At 35.0% G+C, this 19,227-nt stretch carries 29 protein-coding genes; 26 read left to right on the forward strand and 3 right to left on the reverse strand.

The annotated features are described in order from the left end of the window. The 10 genes from ACIFQN_RS31400 to ACIFQN_RS31445 form a co-directional block, all read left to right on the forward strand. On the forward strand, positions 1-752 hold a 752-nt coding region (locus tag ACIFQN_RS31400; RefSeq protein ID WP_429836989.1), incomplete at its 5' end, for a Kelch repeat-containing protein. Between the two features lie 13 nt (positions 753-765). Beyond that, positions 766-1,191, forward strand: coding sequence for a hypothetical protein (locus ACIFQN_RS31405; RefSeq protein ID WP_429836990.1), 426 nt, complete (start codon positions 766-768; stop codon positions 1,189-1,191). Next, the gene (locus tag ACIFQN_RS31410; RefSeq protein WP_429836991.1) at positions 1,191-1,313 is read left to right on the forward strand and encodes a CD1375 family protein; all 123 of its coding nucleotides are present in this window, start codon (positions 1,191-1,193) and stop codon (positions 1,311-1,313) included. Before ACIFQN_RS31405 ends, ACIFQN_RS31410 begins: the two co-directional genes overlap by 1 nt. Before the next feature lie 61 nt (positions 1,314-1,374). After that, on the forward strand, positions 1,375-1,506 hold the full coding sequence (locus ACIFQN_RS31415) for a hypothetical protein (RefSeq protein ID WP_429836992.1): 132 nt from the start codon (positions 1,375-1,377) through the stop codon (positions 1,504-1,506). A gap of 30 nt (positions 1,507-1,536) precedes the next feature. Then, entirely contained in the window at positions 1,537-2,454 is a 918-nt protein-coding gene (locus tag ACIFQN_RS31420) for a hypothetical protein (protein ID WP_429836993.1), read from the forward strand. Between the two features lie 18 nt (positions 2,455-2,472). Next, a complete protein-coding gene (locus ACIFQN_RS31425) occupies positions 2,473-4,443 on the forward strand; it encodes a hypothetical protein (RefSeq protein WP_429836994.1) in 1,971 nt (656 codons plus the stop codon). 25 nt (positions 4,444-4,468) lie between these two features. After that, positions 4,469-4,753: a hypothetical protein gene (locus tag ACIFQN_RS31430; protein WP_429836995.1), complete on the forward strand. Its 285-nt coding sequence runs from the start codon at positions 4,469-4,471 to the stop codon at positions 4,751-4,753. A 48-nt stretch (positions 4,754-4,801) separates the two neighbouring features. Further along, entirely contained in the window at positions 4,802-5,215 is a 414-nt protein-coding gene (locus tag ACIFQN_RS31435; RefSeq protein ID WP_429836996.1) for a hypothetical protein, read from the forward strand. Between the two features lie 16 nt (positions 5,216-5,231). Continuing rightward, a complete protein-coding gene (locus ACIFQN_RS31440) occupies positions 5,232-7,328 on the forward strand; it encodes a phosphodiester glycosidase family protein (protein WP_429836997.1) in 2,097 nt (698 codons plus the stop codon). Between the two features lie 94 nt (positions 7,329-7,422). Beyond that, positions 7,423-7,734 (forward strand): phage holin, LLH family, encoded by a 312-nt coding sequence (locus ACIFQN_RS31445; RefSeq protein ID WP_429836998.1) that lies wholly within the window; start codon positions 7,423-7,425, stop codon positions 7,732-7,734. 33 nt (positions 7,735-7,767) lie between these two features. Here the strand turns inward: ACIFQN_RS31445 and ACIFQN_RS31450 are convergent, their stop codons facing one another. Together ACIFQN_RS31450 and ACIFQN_RS31455 are read right to left on the reverse strand one after the other, a co-directional pair. Then, entirely contained in the window at positions 7,768-8,328 is a 561-nt protein-coding gene (locus tag ACIFQN_RS31450) for a hypothetical protein (RefSeq protein WP_429836999.1), read from the reverse strand. A gap of 170 nt (positions 8,329-8,498) precedes the next feature. After that, entirely contained in the window at positions 8,499-8,723 is a 225-nt protein-coding gene (locus ACIFQN_RS31455) for a helix-turn-helix domain-containing protein (RefSeq protein WP_429837000.1), read from the reverse strand. A gap of 250 nt (positions 8,724-8,973) precedes the next feature. Between ACIFQN_RS31455 and ACIFQN_RS31460 the strand changes: the two genes are divergently transcribed. From ACIFQN_RS31460 to ACIFQN_RS31515, 12 genes are all read left to right on the forward strand, one after another. Then, positions 8,974-9,417 (forward strand): hypothetical protein, encoded by a 444-nt coding sequence (locus ACIFQN_RS31460; protein WP_429837001.1) that lies wholly within the window; start codon positions 8,974-8,976, stop codon positions 9,415-9,417. A 147-nt stretch (positions 9,418-9,564) separates the two neighbouring features. Next, positions 9,565-9,720, forward strand: coding sequence for a hypothetical protein (locus tag ACIFQN_RS31465; RefSeq protein ID WP_429837002.1), 156 nt, complete (start codon positions 9,565-9,567; stop codon positions 9,718-9,720). Then, positions 9,717-9,863, forward strand: coding sequence for a hypothetical protein (locus ACIFQN_RS31470; protein WP_429837003.1), 147 nt, complete (start codon positions 9,717-9,719; stop codon positions 9,861-9,863). The genes ACIFQN_RS31465 and ACIFQN_RS31470 overlap by 4 nt, the downstream gene beginning before the upstream one ends. A 42-nt stretch (positions 9,864-9,905) precedes the next feature. Further along, a complete protein-coding gene (locus ACIFQN_RS31475) occupies positions 9,906-10,487 on the forward strand; it encodes a GIY-YIG nuclease family protein (protein WP_429837004.1) in 582 nt (193 codons plus the stop codon). Positions 10,488-10,630: 143 nt separating this feature from the next. After that, positions 10,631-11,434, forward strand: a complete 804-nt coding sequence (locus tag ACIFQN_RS31480; protein ID WP_429837005.1) for a hypothetical protein — start codon at positions 10,631-10,633, stop codon at positions 11,432-11,434. Positions 11,435-11,470: 36 nt separating this feature from the next. Continuing rightward, positions 11,471-12,052: a hypothetical protein gene (locus ACIFQN_RS31485; RefSeq protein WP_429837006.1), complete on the forward strand. Its 582-nt coding sequence runs from the start codon at positions 11,471-11,473 to the stop codon at positions 12,050-12,052. A gap of 72 nt (positions 12,053-12,124) precedes the next feature. Then, complete coding sequence (locus ACIFQN_RS31490; protein WP_429837007.1) at positions 12,125-12,331, forward strand: hypothetical protein; 207 nt, start codon at positions 12,125-12,127, stop codon at positions 12,329-12,331. A 33-nt stretch (positions 12,332-12,364) separates the two neighbouring features. After that, positions 12,365-13,228, forward strand: a complete 864-nt coding sequence (locus tag ACIFQN_RS31495) for a hypothetical protein (RefSeq protein ID WP_429837008.1) — start codon at positions 12,365-12,367, stop codon at positions 13,226-13,228. A gap of 49 nt (positions 13,229-13,277) precedes the next feature. Further along, positions 13,278-13,466, forward strand: a complete 189-nt coding sequence (locus ACIFQN_RS31500) for a hypothetical protein (RefSeq protein WP_429837009.1) — start codon at positions 13,278-13,280, stop codon at positions 13,464-13,466. A gap of 45 nt (positions 13,467-13,511) precedes the next feature. Further along, complete coding sequence (locus ACIFQN_RS31505) at positions 13,512-14,072, forward strand: hypothetical protein (protein ID WP_429837010.1); 561 nt, start codon at positions 13,512-13,514, stop codon at positions 14,070-14,072. A 207-nt stretch (positions 14,073-14,279) separates the two neighbouring features. Continuing rightward, positions 14,280-14,624, forward strand: a complete 345-nt coding sequence (locus ACIFQN_RS31510) for a hypothetical protein (protein ID WP_429837011.1) — start codon at positions 14,280-14,282, stop codon at positions 14,622-14,624. Positions 14,625-14,884: 260 nt separating this feature from the next. After that, complete coding sequence (locus tag ACIFQN_RS31515; protein WP_429837012.1) at positions 14,885-15,610, forward strand: BRO family protein; 726 nt, start codon at positions 14,885-14,887, stop codon at positions 15,608-15,610. Between the two features lie 76 nt (positions 15,611-15,686). On the opposite strand, the gene ACIFQN_RS31520 is transcribed toward ACIFQN_RS31515, so the two are convergent. Beyond that, positions 15,687-15,923: a hypothetical protein gene (locus ACIFQN_RS31520; protein ID WP_429837013.1), complete on the reverse strand. Its 237-nt coding sequence runs from the start codon at positions 15,921-15,923 to the stop codon at positions 15,687-15,689. Between the two features lie 63 nt (positions 15,924-15,986). On the opposite strand from ACIFQN_RS31520, the gene ACIFQN_RS31525 reads away from it, so the two are divergent. The 4 genes from ACIFQN_RS31525 to ACIFQN_RS31540 all read left to right on the forward strand — a co-directional run bounded on the left by ACIFQN_RS31525 (position 15,987) and on the right by ACIFQN_RS31540 (position 18,888). Next, positions 15,987-17,120, forward strand: a complete 1,134-nt coding sequence (locus ACIFQN_RS31525; protein ID WP_429837014.1) for a Rha family transcriptional regulator — start codon at positions 15,987-15,989, stop codon at positions 17,118-17,120. Between the two features lie 217 nt (positions 17,121-17,337). Next, complete coding sequence (locus ACIFQN_RS31530; RefSeq protein ID WP_429837015.1) at positions 17,338-17,691, forward strand: helix-turn-helix domain-containing protein; 354 nt, start codon at positions 17,338-17,340, stop codon at positions 17,689-17,691. A gap of 13 nt (positions 17,692-17,704) precedes the next feature. Further along, the gene (locus tag ACIFQN_RS31535; RefSeq protein WP_429837016.1) at positions 17,705-18,556 is read left to right on the forward strand and encodes an endonuclease NucS domain-containing protein; all 852 of its coding nucleotides are present in this window, start codon (positions 17,705-17,707) and stop codon (positions 18,554-18,556) included. 128 nt (positions 18,557-18,684) lie between these two features. Continuing rightward, entirely contained in the window at positions 18,685-18,888 is a 204-nt protein-coding gene (locus ACIFQN_RS31540; protein WP_429837017.1) for a helix-turn-helix domain-containing protein, read from the forward strand. The last annotated feature ends 339 nt before the right edge of the window (positions 18,889-19,227 follow it).

Consider the following 19,227-nt stretch of genomic DNA (forward strand, 5'->3'; position numbering starts at 1 on the left):
ACACTTGGGCAAGTAAGGCGAACATTCCTACGGCAAGAACAAATGCTACCGCCTTCGCCATTAACGGATTGGCATATGTAGTTGGTGGTCGTTCATCAATTGGACTTGTAAGAACTAATGAAGCTTTCAATCCTGCTACTAATTCTTGGTCAACCAAAGCAGACATTCCGACTCCACGAGATAGAATGGGTTCTTTTGTAATTGACAATAAAGGGTATGTACCCGGTGGAGGTAGTGATGCTGGCTATCAGAGGGTACTAGAAGAATATAATCCAACTACAAATACTTGGGTAAATAAGTCATATATGCCAGACCCTTTCGTCAATGGGCCAGCATGCTTTGTGCTAAGAGGAAAAGGATACGCAGTAGGTGCACATTCTGGTGGTGGTGCTACATATCAGACAAGGACATATGAATATGACCCAAATACCAATGCATGGACAACAAAACAAGCACCTCCAATATATCTTACAAGCTCTGGAACCTTTTCGGATGGTTTGAATGGATATTTGATTGGTGGTATTCCAAGCGGTGGAGGAAAAACCGATTCGGTGTACCAATATGACGTAGACAATAATATTTGGAACACCAAGAAATCTTTGCTCTATAGAAACTCAGCATTTGCCATCTTTGAAATAGACGGAAACGCTTATATTTGTGGGGGAGATGGAGCATACACGCAAAAGTACACACCAGAAAAAAAACTGATCATCGGGCTTGATGCGCTTCTATCGTGGATAGCAACCCAATAAGGAGGACTTACACATGCAATATAAAGGTATAGAGTTATCTTGCACGCAAGAAGAGTTAGATGCGTTTGTTGCGGGAATCCAATTGTATACGGAAATTCGAGATTTTTCTCAGAAGTTCAACGGAGTGACTATTGAGAACCCAACAGAAAACCCAAATGCAAAATATTACATTTTGAAAGTGCAAGAGACGCTCTTCCTTCAAACTCATTCCCCATTCGATCCGGGATTCGTAGCAATCACCGACACAAATGCAGAGGCAGTTATTGAAGCTCACAAACAGTCAATAATTGATAACATGGTTATGGCAACATTCATGAAGGAACCCGAGGATACGACGAACGAAAAAATTCGTGACCTGATGCTGGTCGCTACTGACCTTTACGAACAGAATTTAGCATTGGAAGAACGGATCGCCGCGCTGGAAGGAGCTGGAGCTTAATGCAATCCATTATCAACATTTACACCGACCTGATTAGAGACAAGGTGAAAACCATCGATCAGGTACCAGAACAGGTACGCGATGAAGTTCAGGCACTCATAAACGCCAATGCAGCGAATTAAGCGAACTGTTGAGGCGTTTTTATTATGGCTACTTTTGTCTTTGAAGGGAGGTGAAATTATTATGGCAATCGCAACGATTTATGTAACTCTCATTGTTGAGGGAGACAAAACATTTACTCAGGTACCAGCTAAGGTAAAACCTGAAGTAAAGCGCCAACTGGAAGTTTTGGGTTTACCAGAATTGGCACAGTAAGCGCTCTTTCCAACAAAAAGGGCGTTCTTTATGGGGAGAGAAGTACTGACACCTCCCCTATCTTTTTCTATGGGGTTGAGACATTTGATTACTTTTATAGGTAAGAGCTTCTATGGAAAATCCTATTTCCGCTCTCCCACCTCTTCAATTCGAAAAATTAATAATCTACAAGTCGCAAACTGTATTGTTGACGAATTACACGTCAGAGAAAGAACTGACACAGATCAATTAAACAAGAGGGAATCGTGGCAATCTGATACTCGCTTATTAGCTAAATTTAAGAATACTCTGGAAGCTGGAAATGTGGAAAATGGCGGTTTGCAAATTGTAGAATTTGCTATTAAAAGAAGACACATTGATGAGATTAATTCCATTACACTAGGGCGCACAAATTTTGTACATAATGTCAATATTAATTGGCTTGATGTTACGCAACCTAATGACAAGTTTGTTTATAGCATTGTGCCTGTTGGTGAAAACGGGTTGGAAGGCTTCCCTAATGAAGTAAGTGCTGAATCAAATTTTGTTGGCTGGTGGATCGTTGACAAAGACAATAACGAGGTACTTGCATTTGATAAAGCAATAGGCAACGTGGGTAATGTTGATACACAATTGAATCAAGGGCGTATCATGATTGAAACGTTTAGTAAATATCCACAAATTTATTACAACAATCAAGAATATACTTCCTTCTCTTTAACGACTGTAATTATCCCATCAGAATTTGAGAGGTCAGGCAATGCTTATAAAAGAATACTTCAAAATTTTATACAAAAACACATTCCTATGATTGTTAAGTCTGGTGATGGACGTGTATTTGTCTGTGATGTCTCTAATTTAAGAACGAGCCAGCCTTTAAATGTCTGGAACGGATGCGACTATTTAACGGTTACAGTTGATTTGACGGAGGTTGAAGATTATAAAAGTTATCTATCTGATATAGTATAAAAGAATTTAGGTGATACCGTGAAAACAGTTGAAATAACACTCTCTTCTCGTAGTTCAGAGTATATTCAAACTCTGCAAGGCGTTGTGTCTCTTCCTAAAGTAAAAAAAATCATAGAAGTTAAAGTATCCCCGTCAATAGCCGAAAAATATATAGAAACAAAACTCGATACAACGAATGATAAACTATATGTGACTTTACATAATGTTCGTCATTCATGGAAAAACACCAGTCATTATAAGTTTGTACATGTAGATAACTGGGAACATCAAACGGTATGCTGGTATAATTCTACTGGTAATCCAAATGAAACACCATATACCGCTTGGCTATACTTGGAACCAGGGGCAACTTGTCCTGCTGGTAGAACAATTGAGTACTATGAGTTTGACTATAGAGTTACTGTTTTTTACGAGGATAATACTGTACCAACTTTAGATTTACTTACAAACGATTCTCAAAAATTGACTGATGGTAAATTGTTTAAAATTTATGGGACTGCCAACGATGTCGACAGTGGAGACAAAGTAACTATAAAATATAAAATTAACAATCTACAAGAGCGAGTCATCCTTACTGGAGAATCTAATAGTGCTTCTCCTATTCCATTTACTAAGGTACTATCTATCAGAGATGGCAGATTATTTGACGGTTCATCCAGTGCATCGAGCCAGTTGGTTGAAGGTGTGACACATACATTAAGTGTTTGGGCTGAAGATAATAATGGAGGAAAGTCATCTGTAGCAACAAGAACATTTACAATGACCTTCCCTATAGTTGACAAAACTCCAAAACCCTCTACTTATACTGGGTCAATACCTGCGAGTATAGACCTTATTAAAGCGATGCGTTCTGCAATAAAGCAGACATTTATTAAATTAGAGTTTTACGACTCAAAAATGAATTACATAAATGAATTTTCAAAAGCTGTTACTACTGATGACATTGGATCTATTAGCGTGGATATAAACAGACCAGTTCGAAGGACTTTTTCATTCAGCTTAGACAATCGAAAAAGTGTTTTTAACTGGGGAGAAGAAAAGTTGATATGGATTGATAAACGTGTAAAAGTGTATTTAGGTCTCAAGCTCCCTAATGGAACCATTGAGTATGTTCCACAGGGAGTTTTTATTATTTCTGAGCCACAAGATAGTCACACCCTTGAAGGAAAAAGGACATTTGTGTCTGGGCAGGACAAGATGTGGCTCATGACAGATAAGCGTGGGAAATTTTTGTACGATACAAAAATCGAAGAAGGTTTAAATGTTGGAACAGCCCTAAAAATAATTGCCTCAAAAGCAGGAGAAACATTATTCAATTTTGATGAAATCGATGAGGTTGTTCCTTATGAATTAAGTTATTCACCCAGCGATAACTTATATAAAGCACTTGAGGAATTAAGCAGTTTTGCCAAAGGAATCATTTACTATGATGTTTTTGGTTATCTAAGATTCAAAAAGATTGACTTAAATTCATTTGAACATTCCCCAGCTAGTTGGGTTTATAAATTTAATGGCACTGACGAGCGTTTTTATGCTGGAAATACTAGAAAGTTGGATGAATCTAATTTAGCGAATCATATAACAGTGCTCGGTGGTTCAGGACAAACTGCCATATCATCTTATGAAATCATAGTAGATGACAATGATCCTCTTTGGAAAGACCATCCCTATTCAATACAGAAAATCGGAAGAATAACATATTCTCACAACAACGGTTCTCCTGACAGCCTTCTAACTACCAAAGAGGAATGCAAATGGAGAGCAAAATATGAGTTGATGAAACGCTTAGGCTACGCAGAGAGATTAAGTCTGAATGCAGCCCCTGTATTTGTCCACGATGCTGGTGAAATCATTGAAATCGATGATGAAGAGAATGATGTTAAGGGTAAGTATTTACTTGAAACGTTTTCGCTACCAATTAAACCTGCATTAATGACTAGTGAGTGTGTTAAATATCGCAAAGTAATTGATAATTGGGGCTTTATTTAGTCACGTTTCATAGGTGGTGAGGTTAATGGAAGATCAAAATTCTGATAAACAAAAATTAATAGACTATATCCAAGAAATAGTTTACACAGTATTAAAAAATGAAAATTTGCTCCAAGCTGAATGGCATTTAGGCAGGGTTGAAAGTGTTATTTCCCCCACCATGCTAAGTGTATTCGTGGATGGTTCCACCATTTCTCAAAAAATACCTTGTAGTAAACGTGATACATATGCACCTAATGATGAAATATGGGTGCAATTTGTAAATCGTGATAGCAAGAATAAATTTGCAAAGGGATTGCGTGGATTATGATCCAAAAAGCAATTTTATAATCTAAAATTTTTCGGTTCGAAAGAAGGCGTGAGTAAAATGTCCTCTCCCCCAACATTGGAAGCACTTGACGTTAAAATTGAAAAAACAGTTAAGGAATTTGATGATTTCAAGCAAGACATCAAAGAAGAAATGAAGGAAATTAAAACCAGCATCAAAGACAGTGAAAAGTTATTTAATGAGACTATCGTTACAATGCGAGAGTCTGATGCAAGTATGAAAGAGAATATCAAATGGTTAACTACCATCGCCCAACAACAAAGAGAAGAATTATCGCTAATTCGAGAAATTAAAACGGAACCCAAAAAGTCAGAAGAATTGCATACGAAATGGTATCAAGGCTTCATTACGAGCAATAATAAAAACCTGTGGGTTGTATTTGTTATCATCCTCTGTGGTCTTTTGGGTTATAAAGCAAAAGATATTATTGGCTATCTTATGTAATAAAGGAGGTAGTTTCATGTTTCACAAAACAAGTAACTATACAGTGTATACCATAGAAACCAATCAAATCATTGACTATAGGATTGAGTTGGGTAAATCTGTCTCACAAATTGCTTCAGGTGAAAAGGATATTATCTATAGGCAAAATGCTACATTTGCTTGGCTGGATAAAGGTGCTTATAAACCAATCGGATATGTCATTAAGGATGGAAAACTCATTCAAACAACAACGAGCGCTTCAAAATGGAGCGCTTTTATTGTACCTAAAAATGGTCGACCGTACATTGGACAGCTTGATTTGAATAAGACTTCTGATTTCAAACTTGCATTTCAAAGCACACCTCAAATCTTAAAAAATGGTCAAGTATATATCAATTCATCATCTGAAGGAACACCTCCTGATGTTTTAGGTGTTACAAAACGATCTGCTATTGGTATAAAGGCCAATGGAATTATCGTTTTGGTGACTACTGCTGTCCCCTACTCATTGAATGATTTAGCTAAATTGATGATTTCATTTGGCTGTACAGATGTTTTGAACTTGGATGGTGGAGGCTCTGTGACAAGTAATTATATGAATGAGAAACCAGTGTCAAATGAACGCCCAGTTAGTGCTGCTATTGTTGTAAAACAAAATAAACAATCAGGAGTTGATCCAATGAAACCTATCTTAATTATTGATGCTGGTCATGGGGGTAATGATCCCGGAGCAACAAATGGTGCATTAAAAGAAAAAGACATGACGCTTCAAATTAGTAACTATCAATATGGACGTTTACAACAGTTAGGTGTTCCAGTTGCGCTTACTCGCACAAAGGATGAAACACTTGATCCCACTCCAAGAGCAAAGAAGGTCAAGGAATCAGGTGCAAAGTATTGTATCTCAAACCATATTAATGCTGGTGGTGGTGATGGAGTTGAAGCAATTCACTCTATTTATTCAGATGGTAAATTAGCAAAGAAACTGACTGATGCTGTTGTAGCAGAAGGACAAAATTTTAGAAGAATATTTACTCGCACCCTCCCTACTAATGCTAAGCAGGATTATTACTATATGCAGAGAGACACTGGGGCAGTTGATACAACGATCATTGAGTATGGATTCATTGACAGTACAAAAGATGATGTTGTTCAGTTACAGCGAGATTGGAAGTTGTATGCTGAAGCAGTCGTTAAAGCATTCTGTGAATACACAGGATACAAATATACTCCTCCTACCTCACCTCCCAGTACAACCAACAATCCTAAATTGGAAAGTGCATTGAAAGTTATTCAGAATAAAGGTGGAACCAATTCACCTGAATATTGGATCAAGAATGCAATTGTTGGTGGGCAGGTTCAAGGTGACTACGCAGCCTCTTTAATTCAAAATGTTGCTGATATTATCTCTAAATTGGACAAAGAAATTGAAAGTCTGAAAAGTACTACTCCTATTTCTCCATCAAAACCAGATCCTAAACCAGAGCCTGAAAAACCCGTTGAGCCTAAGCCAGTAGATCCAAAGCCAATTGAAACACCTAAGCCTTGGGATCAAGTGCTTAAGTTAGCCACTGATACCTCTGTTTACTTTCAAGTTGGAGGTAAAAATGGTACAGGTGTTTTGTTGAAAGATGGTTATATTCTTACTGCTAAACATGTTGTTCATCCTGATGCAAAAATGAAAGTTCAGACGAAAAGTGGTAAGTGGCATGACATTACTTTCATTAGTGAGCATCCTGAAAAAGATGTGGATATTGCAATTTGTAAAATTGACAATCCAGATTCTACCCTCCCCTATTTGCATATCTCCTCAAAAGGGATTAAGAGTGGTCAAAAGCTTATTGCGGTTGGACATAGCTTAAATAACAAATGGAAAAGTAAAGAAGGCATTGTTTGCAGAGAGCATGTTGGTGGTCAACCTTGGGAGTTTGATTGTTCTATTCCATTAGACAATGATGATAGTGGCAGTGGAACAGTGAATGAGTACGGAGAAATTGTTGGTATCGCAGTTCAGAAGACTTCTGTGGGTGTGAAAATTGGCAGTGTCTCACAGTCTGTTCGAGGTTCTGAAGTTGTGAATTTAAGCCACACGAAGATATCTGATTGGTTAAAAGAATGTAAAATTATCGAATAAAATATCCCTTTTATTGAGAAATACAGTTCAAAAAAGCCTTATGTGCCAAGGGTTTTGTGATTCACTAAAATTCAAAAATTGGAGGAATTTATAAATGGAAGCAATGATTAGTCAATTTGTAATGGATCTTGTATATTTGGTTCTCACCTTTGCTGGGACATGGACTTTAACTCATATTGTACGTTACATGAAAGATAAAATTAAACGTGAATATGCAGATCGTGCCGTTTGCTTCGTTGAACAAGTGTTTACTGATATTAAGGGAACAGATAAATATGATGAGGCGGTTAAATGGTTTGTAGCAAGAATGGCACAGTATAAAATTAAGGTGTCTGAAGAGGAGGTCAAAGGGCTTCTTGAAGGATCGCTTCGGAAAATGAAAGATGAATACAGTAAGCAGTGGTGAACTAAATACATATTACATACCCCCTAGTTAACTCTAGGGGGTATTTTTTTCGAGTAGTTCATCAAGACATTCAGAAAGAGAGGAGTGGTATTTAGTTTGGTGCTTCATCTCTGCTTCAACAATTCTGTATAGCCACTGTTCCTGAGAAAATTCTTCAATTCGCTTTAATGCACGTTCACGGGATTGTTTTTCTTTTTCAATTTCATCTTTAATATGTTCTTCTTCTGTTTTTCGACCGCTAAAACTTACCCCACTAGGGCTTTTATATGAAGAATTAATATCAAGAGTATATTTCCCAGATTTAGAACCCAAGCCGGAGATTTTCAAATCAAGTACAGCAAGATATCCAAAAAATTCTTGATTACTTCTACTGGAGTCTAATTCCATAACGATATTTCCAAATTCTGCTTTCATGATAGTACCGTCTACTAAATTCGTTTTAAAGCCTTTCTTTTCAAAATATGCCCCAAACTCCCTTAGTAAATCATGACCTAAATTACCTATACGGTCTTTTATTAATGAATTTATCTTCTTGTATACCTCAGAAGAAATTAGTTTTTCCTTTTCAAGTTCAATCGATAAATTAAAAACCACCAAAAAACCCCCTTCTAGTAATATATTCCTATAATAGCATAGTTCCAAATATTTGCAATCTATATTTTGATAGAAAAATTCACTAAAACAGGCATTTGCACAATATGTAGTATTTAATTGAGAGAGGGGAGAGTAGGCGCAATAAAAAAAATGACCACCGTAAATGGTAGTCATTCCTCGCTTTTATTATCCAAGCCCAGTAGGTAATCTGCTGAGACGTTAAAGTGTTTGCATATGTTGTATAACAATTCAATACTAGGAGCATTAGCTCCAGTTTCGATTTTACTGATAGTAACTCTTTTAACTCCAACTTTGATTGCAAGTTCTTCTTGTTGAAGGTTATTAGCCTGTCTTAATTCCTTAATTACCTTACCACATCTAGCTCTATCAAACATTTTAAAGTTCCCCCTTGACATGTGATTTTAAATCACATAAGATAATGTCAAGAAAGGAGAATATACAAAACTAACCAGATAAGTCATACTTGCAATCTGTTTATTGCGAGTAAACATGATTGCAGACTAATCTAGTTATTCAATTCAAACGATTTTTAGATTAAGAGAGATCAGTGACATTTTTTGCGAGAAAATACCACTGATCAGTTGCGATACTCAAAATTGACCGTACTAGGAGGTTTATTCCGTAATGTCTAAAATAAATATAACCGATATTCCAGAGTCTGTCAACACTTTAGTTACAGGTTTATTAGTGATACCCATTTCTGTTGAATCAAGCATTGTACCACTTATTTCTACTGAATTAATCCAGATGGATGACATCTCGGTTCCAACAATAGTACATGACCTGTGCTCAATTATAGAAGGCGAAGCAGTCACACTCAAAATCGAGAAAGTAAATTTGGAGTGGGGACATGAAGACGAGGAAGATGATACTTCATGTGGAACACTGCGACTCAACGTGTCTATGGAAATTGACTATGAAAAAGAGAATGCGTTATTTGCAGCTTATTATAGATTGAGTGATCACAATATTGCGCTCAGTCAAATTGAAGTAAATACTATTGATGGTCAATTTCAGACGGTTAAGGTAAGTGGAAATTGGGATTTGACATGGAAGGAGGCGGCATGAATAGGGGAGTGAAAATAATAAATAAAAAAATATGATAAAAACCATTTACAACGAGTTTTGATTAGCGTATATTTGACCCAAGAGGAAATGGACAATCTTGTAAAACATCAGAATCAAACAGCAATTTTATTGAAAAGGAGAGTAGTTATGAAATTTACCCACACAGCAAGTTATGGAGATAAATCCTTGTCAGAAATTTTAATTCCTTCTTTAAAAGAATATGCTAAAGATATGTATGGCATAAATGTTAATGTATCTGTTAATCCCAAATATACAACTTTAGAAAAGAGGAAGCCAAAATGAAAAGAAATCTGTATATCAACAAAGAAGAATTTGGAGACAAGCCATTGATGGATATCCTTTCAACAATGGCAATAGAACAAATTAATAAACTAAAAGGATATGAATTTATAAAAATGACAGATCCTAAAAGAAATAAAGAATAAAAGTAAACTTGTTTATTCATGAGCATGGGGGAGTATATCTTTATGGCAATGACAGAGGAAGAGTTTGCAAAGAGAATATTTGGATTAGCAGAAGAAGGACTAAGAGCAAAAAAGATAAGAAAAATCATTTTAGATGAAATAATCCAGAAAAAATTGACATATGTAGTTTTTAATGTCGAAATGGAGAATTTCAACAATGCCTTTAATGAGTTGGAGGGTATACTTAGATTTATAAAGAAGAAACAATTGAGCGCAGCGTGTCAGAATAGCTTTAGAAAGTGCATATACAAAATCAAAAATACTATAAATGATAAGGTTTATATCGGCTCAACAAATTCTTGTTATGATCGTTGGTCGGCACATAAATATCACCTAAATAAGGGAAATCATCACTGTAAAGAATTACAAGACGATTGGAATAATTACGGTAAACATAATTTCTCATTTGAGGTGATTGAGGATTTAACGGATGGTTGCGATAAACTGTTTAGAGAAAAATATTGGTACGAATACTTTAAGAAGAAGACTCACTGCTATAACAGCGCAAATCCGCAGAACAATTATAATTATTATGTAAAATCACTTGAGCAAAGAGTAAGAGAGTTAGAGGCACTATTGGCTTAAGAGAGGAGGTGAAACGTTGAATGAATACCAGCAAATCTATGAGCTAATAGAGAAGTAAAAAGACAGAGTATGACGAGGTTGCAATTGTAGCAGGTGAATATACTAAACCATATTAACAAATAAAAATAATGGAGGTTGTAAATATGAATGCTTTTGAATTGCGAAGTAAACTAACATTGTTTCAGAAATTGATTAATGAGGCTCAAGAATTGCTTGCATATTCACATTTGGAACCCAAATACAAAATAGCGAAACAAGCCTATATTAAGAAAGCAAAAGAAGTTGACTATTTAATCGACTCAGACGAATTAATTCCTAAAAGTTATACAACCAAAATGCTAGTCCTACATAACATAATGATCAATTCAATTGGCAAAACAGAACGTGCATATCGAAAGATACTAAAGCAGCTAAAAGAACAGGGTGTAGAACTTAGGGATTATTTTAAGAATACTAGGAATGTTAAGTTAGAAGAAAAGTACAATAAACTTATGAGTCAGTATGTCACTATTAAAGAGAATGGGGAAAAGATTTTAGAAACATCCATAAACGACTCTAACTTGAACTATTTTCTTCTAAATAATGCGCCAATTTCTAAAAGTGAGTTTCTAGAGGTTTTCCCATTGACTAAAGATAAGCCTGATTCATGTACAAGACTTAATTTTCAAGGCTCCAATAAGGCTATCTCTGAACTTCCTGAACTAATTGATGGGGACGCATACCGTAGTTTCATGGCTGGTAATTGTGTATTAATTGCAGATGTACATGTTAGTGGATTCTATAGTGATGAGTGTTATAGACGTTTAAAACAAAGTGGAGTAGACATTTTTCAAGCACTACAGGAGATTGCAGGAAAGCCTATTCCAAGTTATACAGTGAAATTTGATGAGTTTGACAATGCAGTATCTATAGAAGAGAACCGTCCAAAGTTAACTTTAGTGAAGTAATCACGATACAAAATACATAAAAATTGGAGGATTATTTTGCAAAATTTAAACTGGGCAAGAAAAGTGAATGAATTTAGACACGAGTTAGATTCTTTCGCAAAGAAAAATGAAATACAAATTCTAAAGTATTGCTTTAACGAAGAGGGGAAGGTATTACTGCATTTTGTAACACCGAAAATTGCTGAACAGTATAAAAATAAAATTAATCAAATTGCAAATAAGTATAAAATTGAAGTAACTCACAATACCCAAGCTAAAAGTCATATTCTAATAAAAGAACTACATCAATTAGTTTCTCCACAAAAAAATAAATTGTACATAGATGAGAAACAGTCCACAATTACCGTTTATATTGATTTAATAAATGAAGATCAAGCAAACAAAATTCTTAGTACATTAAAAACTCTAGCTGGTGATTATGAAATTACCATACTTAAGTATAAGGAACTGATAAAAAGGAGTAGGTTTAATAAGCTTACTTTCGAAGAATTTAAAGAAATGGTACTTCGAAATAATAATGGTTCTGTTGATTGGTCTGATGTTGCATATAATATTTATCTTTCAACTAAAGATTTGAAAGAGCAACAAGTGTTTGGTGAAGTTTCAGTACGTACATAATGTATTACTTTGAAGCTGAGGTGCAACAAAATGAACGGATAACTTACTTTCAGGGAAAGGAGGTGAGAACAAATGAAAAAGTATGTAGGTGGAAGTATCAAAGATAAAACCATTACTAATGTAAAACCAGTGAGTCAACAGGACAAGGAGCAAATCGAAAAGGCATTTGCGAATGCTGGAATGCAGATTGAAGTGACAGGAGTATTAGAGAAAGAAGAGAAGTATCCAAAAATCTTTAATATGCCACCAGAGGCAATTAAACGCATGACTCTAATTTAATATATAAAAATAACTGAAACTGGAGAATTGAAAATGGATAAAGCGATTGCAGCAATTACAGTAGAACAACTACATAATTTGAAAGATGATGAAGTATTGGAAATTGGGATGCTGTCTATCGAGACTTCACCGAACAGAGGATATGTAGTAATTGACCCATTTGGAGTGATTATTTGGACAGGAGATGAAGAGAGTGTTGTTGGATTTGTTAATGGGTTTAATGGACATTGTGAGGAAGAAGATGAACCAGTAGCAACTACAACAGATTCTGGGGGGGTGCTATATGAAGCGTTAAAGATTGCTGTTAGATTACTACTAGATAAGTACTCTAAAGAAGACTTACATCAAGCCATTTTGGAAGAGTTACATGATGAACATGAACTACAAGAATGTTCAGAAGATGAAAACGAATGCGAGATTTGTGATCAGGAATATGACTACATTGATTGCATGTACATGGAACCAACAGCATATGACATTCTAATGGATACGATTGACGAGGAAACAGGAAGTTCAGTTGTAAAAGATGAGGATAAATATGACCAAAAAAATACTGAAGGTGTTGCAGCACATTTCGCTATGATTAAAGGATTGGCGCAAACCCAAGAGTCTGTAGAAAGTAAATATGCACTTCAATTGTTACAGCAAATTGACGCATATAAATGCTATATCAAAGAGTTAGAAGACGATACTAGCGATTACTATGCAGATGAGTTGGAAAATCAGGATAGAATTGAGAACCTTGAAGGGCTACTAAAAGTGTCTGCCGACGTAATTGGTAGCGATGAAGATGTTAAAAACTATTTCTATACTCGACTTGGTGAAACATTCGATGTAAATAGTGATGAAAGCATGACATTAAATGAGACTGTAAAGGAATTTTTTAAAACTAAATAATGAAAGAAACTATATTGAAACTAAAAATAATAATATGGAGTGATGTGAAATGAAGACAGTTAATGAGGTTATTAGCAACATTGAAAGCGGAAGTACAACTATTACAAGTGAAGAAGCACAAACTCTAATTGAACATAATGCCAAGTTTGCAGAAGCATTCATTATCCATGAGGGAAATGTACAGGTAGAAAAAGGGTTACTTTCTAAATACAAAGGTATTCCAATCACAGTTGAATAAAAGACACGTTTTATAAAAACAAAAATTAATGGAGGAATAAAATTAATGAATACAGAACAATCCAATATCACCATTCAAGGGGAAAAAGTAGTAGTAGAACTTTCAGAAACACTCAAAAAAATGGCACTGTATGGGATAGTTTCAGCAGAGGTATACGATGCCATAAGTGATTTTAACAAGCTTCTAAATAATCAATTAACAAAATATGAGGATTCAGGCAAGACATTCGACTCTGTTGTTAATGGAGACGAAATTGAAATTGGTATGCCAATGCAAAGGGTTGGGCAATACAAAATGCTAACTGAAGAACAGAAAAAAGTCATTGCTCGATTAGAACAAATGAAGAAGGATGTTTTAAACATGAACGTTGAGCTAGTCCATTTTATTGATGATGGCTCACTGAAACATATTGGACTAGTTTTATTAGACAGGCGAGATAAAGAATTGAAAGTATATCTATCTGGTGTAGATGGAATACAGGATTTTGAGGAAGTTATTTATCAGGGAAAAAGTGAAGCAGTAGCAAAACAAATCGCCAAAAATCTTCTAAAGGTATTTCATGTGAATTATGCGGAATTTGATGAAGATGGAGTATTTAGAATGTAATAATACAAATAAAAATATTAACGGAGATAAAATGAGTAAAATAACTAAAGTTCTTTATTACAATCCAAATAATGCGGAACCATTTACTACAGTCAAGAAAGCCGAACTTAGGGCAAATTCACCACCAAGTCGAAAAAGACGAGCCAAACGAAACAGTATGTAAAATGGTTTAGGCTTTATTAAACAATAAAGAGGAGTCTGAAATAGATGAGAAACAGTGAAATTAAACAAGTAACCAGACATGAAGAAATAACACATTCAATTACATGTAATAAATGTGGTAATACACATTTCCCTGACGACGAAGGCGAGTACAGGTATATACATAAGATAGACATTCGTTTTGATGGAGATTATAACAATTATCGTTCAAAATGTTGGTGGATTGATTTATGTGATGATTGTCTAATTGACATGGTAAAGGAACTGAAATATGCACCTGACTGGTTTAAGGGAAGCAGAAGCGAACATGCACAAGCAGAGTTTGAAAAATGGGTTGAGGATGGTTGTAAGCCCATGAGTAGATTTGATTCAAAGGAGGTAAGCGTTTGAATGATTTAGCACAAGACGAGGGAAAGGAGTAATACATAGTGAGTTACATAGATGATTACAACGATGATAAGGCAAATCAAGCATATTCTGATTATGTATCATTTGTTAATACCGTAAAAAATCCTGATATGCTAAATGACGTTTGTAATAAGATGTACTTTAATTTTTATATAAAATTAAAATAATTAAATAGATAATTTTTAACAGGGAGGAGTCGATGAGGTGAGACGCTTATCAAAACTTGGGGGATGAATGGATTAATGAAATTGGTTAAGCAAGCGAAATTCGGTAGTTTGGTTATGGACTTCTACATGGACGAAAATGAAGAAATTTGGGGTACACGTGATCAAATTGGTACAGGATTAAATTACTCTGAACCAAGAAAGGCAATTGAAAAGATACATAGTAGAAATGAGGATCGTTTTAAAGGGAAATCAGTTGTCACCAAATTGACGACAACTGACGGAAAGGCTTATAATACTACACTTTATAATTCTAAAGGTATTACAGAAATCTGCCGTTGGGCAAGAACTGAGAAAGCAGATGATTTCTTTGACTGGGCAACAAATGTAATTGAGGAAATCCGTAAAAATGGTATGTACATATCGCCTAACGCTTCACATGAACAAATTACATACAACGTTGACGTTTTCTATGCCAATATCAACAATTATGCAATTGAGAAACTGGAATCTTTAGTGTCTGATTTCATTGATTATCATCGGAAGAAGAAAACAAAGTTACCTTTTGAACGAAGTAGTAAGACACGCCATCCCAATAAAAAACAGGAACATCTTGAATCAATGAAGAACATTATTGACCAGATTGTAGAGGTTATTAATGTTCGTATGAATGAGTGTGTAGCACGAAGACAAGACGGACTTGTCAATGAGTTGATTAAGATACGTGAGATGTGCAAGGTTAAGAAAGAGAATATGAAATATCGACATACTGCTACTAAGCTTGGTCATGCAAATAGGGAATAGTTATTTAAATAAAATTAATACGTATTTTAATTCGTGTGGTTTAAAGGGGAGGGAAATTCTTCCTTTCCCTCACTCCTTACTCACCATCTATTTCATCAAATAGTGCTGTTAATTGCTCATACATGGCAAGATAGTTGTCTAACTCGGATTCTTCTAGATCCTGTATAGCCTGTCTTAGACAGATTATTTGATTGTTGATGGTAAGTGCTTCATCAAACTTAGAATTGGATAGCAGTTGGTTTAGTTTCTCTTGTAGAATGATTGCTTTTTCTTGCCCATACTCTAAGGCGTCTATGAGGGTGGATAGTTTCAAGGGATACCTCCAGTAGAGTGTATATACGAATATTATATTAAAACATAGAGGAGAATTGAATAAATGATTAGTATGCTTACTAGTTTTGAACAAGAATTTGGACTAAAGGTTAATGAAGATGGCAAGATCACTACCAACACACTAAAGATAGCTGAAAATTACAAGAAACGACATGATAATGTAATGGCTAAAATTCGAGAATTCATTAAGTTAATCCCAGAATTAGGTGCCCTTAATTTTAAGGAGACCTATTACATTGATGAACAAGGCAAAAAGCGTCCAATGTATGAAATGGATAGACAGGGATTCTCAATGTTAGTAAATAAATTTACTGGTGATGAGGCTACAATCTTCACGTACCGATATACAAACGCATTTGAGCGATTAGCTGAGGAAGTAGAGAATAAGCGTAGTCAGTTGCAGGAAATTGAGAGTGGATTAAAGGAAAACGGTCATTTGTCCTTAGAGGATTATAATAACATTCGATTTAGTGAGAAGCGTACTATTAGAACATTTCAGGAAGCTGACATTAGTAAGATTTATCAGCTTGTAAGTGAATTTAATGAGTATGCGACAACACTTGATACAGAAATTAGAATGGCTCGTTGTAAGAGTGCGATTAAGGGAATTAAACGTCTACATGACAATCTGGCTACTGATAATCCTGCACAGAATGTGGGAAATTGTTACAATCTTATTCAAATTATTGATGGAATCAAGACTATCCACCATATTACTGAGAATAAGCGTAATGGTGGACAGAAGGCAGCTAAAACTAAAATGATAAATATTCTGAGCCAGAAGGTGCATAGTCTCACGCCACCTAAGATTCAAGATTACTACATTATTAAATACCACCCATTTAGCGAAAACAGACAATACGAACAAATGACAAAAAATAAATGGAAGAAGACAGAAGAGTTTAAGAGTTGGTGTGACAATTTTCCATTTGAAAGCATGCCAACTGAGAAAGAATTGAATATTGACTGGGATCAACCCCTTAAACTCTATTTAGCATACGACCATGTAAAGGGAAATGATGTGCAAAACTTTCTAAAGAGTGCGATTGATATGATTTTTGGTCATTATGAGCAAAATGACATGAAGATCAATGAATTGGATATTAACAATAAACGAAATAGGTATGTAAGCTCAAAAGATGATGGACGAATTTACTTTCTACTTAGAAACGAGTAATGAGGAAAGCGATACACATGCATAGATTTCGTTTTGGAAAAACGGACAAGTGATTCTACACACTTACATACATAGTATTTCCTGTTTTCGGATTAGATAAACATGACTGAATAGTGGACAGGCGATTCGACAAAATGCTTTACGGTATTTATTGATGCATGCTCTAAAAGCCTATAAAATAATTAGTACCACATAATTATAGAATGGGTGTTGAGCTATGCTAGAAGAATATAACGAGTTTTTGACAGTTGACGACTTACAGAAGGCATTAGGGATAGGAAAGGCATATGCATATCAACTTGTTAATTCCGGTCAATTTAAAGTGATTAGAGTAGGAAGATTAATCAAGGTTCCCAAAAAGTCACTCTTGGTGTGGATGTATGGTGACAACTATGAAGAAAAAAATCACAAAGAGGAAAAGAAAGAAAAGAGTAAGATGGTGCCAGATGGATCACTAATTTTAACCGACAAAGAAGATATTTTGTTTTTCGAAAGAATCGCAACTCTACCCCTTAAGAAAAAGCAGAAATTGTACCGAGTAATATATGACTTATTAGATTTAAGTGAATGAAAGGGAGAAAGTCATGGATAAAAACAAATATATACTTTTCCCAAATGTAAAAGTCGTAATTGAATGGGAGCGCTGGGAGAAATGCAGAATGACAGATCACAAAGAGTACGTTGGAAAATCACAGTTCGCTTTGCACATAGATAAAGAAAAGTTGGTCGAGGAATTCTTAAATGAGGAAAGCTTTAACGTCAATTACCTTCCAAATGAGTATTTAGAGAAATTTTCTAAAGAAGAACTAATAGTGCTGGGTGAGTTTCCGCATCTTTTTGAAGATTATATAAAGGTAACTCACAGAACCACGATGATGTACATTGATGACTTGATAGAGGATTTAAAATTATTGGATACAGGTTATTTAATAAAAATAATGAATGAAGAAGTTCCTGTTAGTGAGAAGTTGAGAGGTGGGATGTCATATTGCAATCTAACTTCAATGATTGATAAAGTTGAAAAGATAAAGGAGAATAATACAAAAGGTAACATACAATTTTCCGAAAAACAAATTGAGCGTATACTTAGTAGAAATATTCATCTAATAGAAGAAGGAATGTCAGTCGTTGGAACGCAGGTTAGAGTTGATGATGGATACATAGATATACTTGCAAGGGATATGGAAGGGATACTTTGTATCATTGAAATTAAAGTTGTTGATAATTGTGAAAAACTTGTCTTTCAATCAGGTTACTATCCTTCTCAGTTTGATGAAAAAGTTAGAATGATTACAGTATGCCCTAATTATAAACCGAAAATTCGAAAGGCTTTGGCAAGTTTAAACACGAATGTTGAATTGAAAACATTTGAATATAAAAATAATGAACTATCAGTATATGGTGTAGACGACTTTTCTTTCAAAGCTGCCATATAATTATGTATCAAGTTTAACTACAAACCCAACCTATTTGAAAACTGGATAAAGTTCCCTCTTACATAACAGGTTTTAAATAAACATTGTAGAATCATTAAGGACAATCGATACAAAAGGTGGTAACGAAGATGTCCGAAAAAGATACTCTACTATCAGAATATCCTGAAATACTGGAACCTAAACATATTCGTGAAATATTGAGAATCGGTGAAAAGCAGACATATGAACTTCTGAATCAAAACCCACCACCATTCCATTTTGTTCGAGTAGGAAACAGGATTAAAATCGTTAAAAGTGTATTTGTGAAGTGGTTAACTGGTTCAGGGGAGTAATTGTTCCTCTGATATAATAATTAAAAATAATACACATACGTGTAATTTGAATAGGGTTGTAAGGAATAGTGGACAAGTAGTAGCACATACATTGGAGACAAAGGGGAGGTATCAAGAGGAGACTGCATGAATGAGAATATTATTGAAAAAATTCAATGTGGAAACGGAACAATCAATATCGTGAAATCAAGAAATGAATATTCGGTACATTACATAGATGACCTACATAAACTGATTGCGAAGTTATTAATTGAAGAATACATACAGAAAAACCCACGCTGAATAATCGTGGGTTTTATACTAAATAAATTTAGTAATATGAGTATATATTCTATGAAC

The sequence above is a fragment of the Brevibacillus sp. NRS-1366 genome (assembly GCF_050467985.1).